Annotated in this window: 6 protein-coding genes; 5 read left to right on the plus strand and 1 reads right to left on the minus strand. The window is 46.2% G+C overall.

What is annotated here, in order from left to right; genetic code table 11:
• A partial coding sequence (locus ACTXGO_RS10510; RefSeq protein WP_443574414.1) for a S4 domain-containing protein occupies positions 1-242 on the minus strand: 242 nt, incomplete at its 3' end.
• 80 nt (positions 243-322) lie between these two features.
• Here ACTXGO_RS10510 and ACTXGO_RS10515 point away from each other — a divergent pair.
• The 5 genes from ACTXGO_RS10515 (at position 323) to ACTXGO_RS10535 (ending at position 3880) form a co-directional block, all read left to right on the plus strand.
• On the plus strand, positions 323-916 hold the full coding sequence (locus ACTXGO_RS10515; protein ID WP_443574411.1) for a YigZ family protein: 594 nt from the start codon (positions 323-325) through the stop codon (positions 914-916).
• A 118-nt stretch (positions 917-1034) separates the two neighbouring features.
• Positions 1035-2114: a YheT family hydrolase gene (locus ACTXGO_RS10520; protein WP_443541247.1), complete on the plus strand. Its 1080-nt coding sequence runs from the start codon at positions 1035-1037 to the stop codon at positions 2112-2114.
• Between the two features lie 49 nt (positions 2115-2163).
• The gene (locus ACTXGO_RS10525; protein WP_443541248.1) at positions 2164-2712 is read left to right on the plus strand and encodes an acyl-CoA thioesterase; all 549 of its coding nucleotides are present in this window, start codon (positions 2164-2166) and stop codon (positions 2710-2712) included.
• A 62-nt stretch (positions 2713-2774) separates the two neighbouring features.
• Complete coding sequence (locus tag ACTXGO_RS10530) at positions 2775-3326, plus strand: acyl-CoA thioesterase (protein ID WP_443574412.1); 552 nt, start codon at positions 2775-2777, stop codon at positions 3324-3326.
• A gap of 176 nt (positions 3327-3502) precedes the next feature.
• Complete coding sequence (locus tag ACTXGO_RS10535; protein ID WP_443541250.1) at positions 3503-3880, plus strand: DsrE family protein; 378 nt, start codon at positions 3503-3505, stop codon at positions 3878-3880.
• The last annotated feature ends 287 nt before the right edge of the window (positions 3881-4167 follow it).

Below are 4167 nucleotides of genomic sequence, written 5' to 3' on the forward strand. Positions count from 1 at the left end.
TATTCCTTGGCCTTTAGCGTACATTCAAAGCCTTCAGGCTTATGCAGCAAGATATAGCGATTGCCTGTCGCCACCGATAACGGCTCGCCTGCCCACAGCACTTCATCATTGACAATATCGACATGCACGCCTGGATCTTTGATGACCTCGTCGTTGACTGTGACCTCAGAGGCGTGCAGGATTTTTTTGGACTCTTTACGCGACAGTTCAGTGGCTTTACTAATAAATTTATCTAAACGCATGCTTTTGCTACCATTTGATTTGTTATAGTGGGGCAAGTTTAACATATTCACTCTCAGCCTAGGCATATCATCACGACTATATGAGCTATCAAACCCCAAAAACCGCCGTCAGCGCTCGCCTTGATATCAAAAAATCAGCCTTTATCACTTACGGCTATCCTGTCAGCTCACGTGAAGCGGCTATGTTTCATGTGGAACAATTGCACGCGCAATATCCAGATGCGCGGCATTGGTGCTGGGCCTATATCATAGGCGATCCTAACAATACGACGAGCGCAGGTTTTGATGATGATGGCGAGCCAAGCGGTACCGCTGGAAGACCGATACTAAATGTATTGCAGCACAAATCTATCGGTAATGTGATTATTATCGTCGTGCGTTATTTTGGCGGCATTAAGCTGGGCGCAGGCGGTCTGACGCGTGCCTACGCAGGATCAGCGCAAGCCGTGGTCGATGAGATGACGCTGCAACCTTATGTGCCTATGACGCAAGTACAGATCGTTGCCGATTTCGCTCATGAGTCGCAGTGTCGTTATATCGTTGAAGACCTACAGGGTCATATTGATGATGTCGTCTATAGTAAGCAGGTCACGCTGACTGTGACCATCGCTGACGCTGATATCGCAACGTTGAAAGAGCGTTTGGCGATGGATGGTCGGGTGCTTGAGGACTAAACTGCTTAGAAGACTCACTTATTTGAGTAACCACCCGTTCACTCAAAAGCGTTGGTTTTGCCAGTGGCTATCGGTATGATGACTCATCCTTTTGATCCCACTTTAATAAGATTCTACTATGTATATTCATAATGCCCCAAAAGCCTTTAAACCCGCTCCCTTTAAGCCGCCTTTTTGGCTAACCAATTCACATCTGCAAAGCATCTTACCCAAGTTCTTTGCGCCCAAAACGCCAACGTATCGCCGCGTGGTCAAACCAGACTCCTTGTGCGAGACAGACATCGCCTACGACTTTTATGATGCGCATCCAATCGATAACCCAGATAGCGCCTTAGAGCAGACGCCATTGATCGTTCTGTTCCACGGGATGGAAGGCAGTAGCGATAGCCATTATGCGCGGGCTTTGGCGTATCAGATACATGCTCAAGGCTGGCACTTCGTCGTCGCTCACTTTCGCAGTTGCGGCGGTATACCTGCAAATGGTCGCGTGTTTTATAACGCGGGCGATACCAAAGAGGTGCACCATATGCTACAAAATCTGCGTGAAGAATTTGCCAATATCTATGCCGTTGGCGTCTCTCTTGGTGGTAATGCGCTGGCAAAATATCTGGGTGAATACGGCGATAAAGCCCTCTGCGAAGGGGCAGCGGTGATCTCAGCACCTGTCGATATGTCGTCCGCTGCGCTGAGTATGCATAGCTTTTTGAGTCATCGGATTTATACCCCGTACCTGCTCAACCCTATTATCAAAAAAGCACTCGCCAACGATATCACTGAAGAAGAAATCGCCTCTATCAAAGCCGTCAATCGCATCAGCGACTTTGACCATATCTTTACCGCCCCGCGTCACGGCTACCGCTCCAATAACGACTACTACCATTCTTCCTCGGCGCTACCTTACTTAATCGATGTGACTCACCCCCTACTCCTCATCAGCGCCAAAGATGATCCCTTTATCGGCTTTACCGCGACCGAAGGCGATGTCTCAGACACGGTTACTATTATCGAGACGGATAACGGCGGTCATATTGGCTATTTGCGTTATCGCTCAGAAAAATCTCAGGCCAAAAACGAATCAGCAAATGCTAAGTCCGCAAATGGTGACAACAGCAAAACCTCAAGATTTGATATCAATTGGATACCCGAGACCGTCAGCGCTTACTTTAAAGCCATTGGCGTGGGTTCTAATCAATCATAAGCCGTCATTACTTAGGTCACTTACCCTTGTAAAATTTTGAGACTATATTATGTATCCTTACCTGCGCTATACCAAGTCTATCGTTGACGCTGTCATCGCTAATAAAAAACAGCAACCTCTAGACTTTACGCAAACGAGCGAAGTGACAGTGCGTTGTAGCTTTACCGATATCGATCCGATGTTTGAGATGAATAATGGCCGCGTGTTGACCGTCTATGATATTGGGCGTACCGACTTTATCATTCGTACAGGGCTTGCCAAGCAGCTACTCAAACAGCGTTGGGGTATGGTGGTGGCTGGTAGCACGGTTCAATACCGTAAGCGTATTCGCCTGTTTGATAAAGTGACGATAAAGACGCAGCTGGTCGGTATGGATGAGCGCTGGCTCTATCTTGAGCACTCGATGTGGGTCAAGGGCAAGCCGTGCTCCTCGGTGCTACTACGCACAGGTGTAACAAAAGGTGGCAGAGTAATTGAAACTGCACAGGTATTAAAAGCGCTAGGTGAGCCTGATTTGGTTGTGTCGCCTGAACCTTGGGTACAAGAGTGGATAGCGTCCAATAAAGAACATCGTTGGCCACCAATGGCTCAAAGCTAAAAAACTCCACTTGAGCTTCTGACCACCTTATCCTCCGTTACCCTAAGTTTTGAGAGCAGACCATGTACCCCTTTATTCGTCATACCATCTCACTTATACAAGCTCTGTCGCAAGTCAAAAAGGGTCAGACGTTAACCTTAAATGAGGTCAGTGAAATTGAGTTTCGCTGTCAGCTGACGGATATCGATGATTACTTTGAGATGAATAATGGGCGCATACTGACCCTATATGATCTGGGTCGCATGAACTTTGCCGTACGTACTGGGCTTGGTCGTCAATTGTTCAAGCAACGTTGGAATCTGATTGTGGCCGGTACGAGTATTCAATATCGCAAACGTGTCCGCGCCTTTGATAAAGTGACGATGAAAACTCAAATCGTCGGTATTGATGCACGCTGGATATATATTGAACAGTCCATGTGGGTCAAAGGCAAGCCTTGCTCCTCTGCTCTATTACGAACCGGTATTACTAAAAAAGGCAGCTTGGTCGAGACCGCGAAAGTACTTGCAGCACTGGGTCAAGCCGATTGGCTAAAACCACCTGAGCCTTGGGTACAAGAATGGATAGACGCAAATGAGGATCACCGCTGGCCGCCTATGGGTGAGATCGTTTAGGATTTTTAAGCATTTAAAATGTTTAAAAATACAGAATTGAGAGCAAAATTACCGAGTAAGTTTTTGGTAACTTTAGCGCTACCCTTAGCTAACAAGTCACTATATAAATAAATATAATAAATGCTAAGATAATACTGAGTACACCGCTCAACTCATTATAAAATAAGGATAATAATATGGCTAAGCAAACAGATTACGTCGGTACGCTATTTGATAATAGCGACTCAAACCCAAGCAAGATCACCCTCGCCTTTACTATGGCAGGCGTCGCCCTCAAGCAAGGTCACTCTGCAACCGTTATCTTGATGGTAGACGCGGTACACCTAGCCTTACCTAATGCGCTAGATAATGTCGATATTGGCGATCCCTTCGAGCCTGCTGGCGAGCTGCTAGAAGCCTTTATCGAAAAAGGCGGTCAGGTCTTGGTCTGCGGCGCGTGTATGAAACATAACGGCGTGGCAGAGTCAGACATTGACAAGCGCTTCCCCGTCATCAGTGGTGATGATGTGGTTAAGCTGTTGATGAGCGCAAAGGGATCTTTGCAGTTGAATTAGAGCTGAACAAATAAAGTTATAAAAATGAGCTGGTTTTCTTTGGCATCTTTTGATGGTTTGGGGAGCTGACTTATTTTTTGTCTACAATAATTTAGATTTCAAAATCTATTTTGTAGATCAAGCTTTTGAATAATTAAAATGTTGGGTAGGGTGCGCCCCGCGCACCGATTGGTTATTTTGATGTAGCTCAAAGAAATAAACAGAAGACACGTTAGCTAAACCAGAACCTTGAAGCTATAAACTATTTAATTCTATGATGCGCTAGGCGCACCCTACGGCTTAACTAC

The organism is Psychrobacter sp. T6-1 (assembly GCF_052258445.1).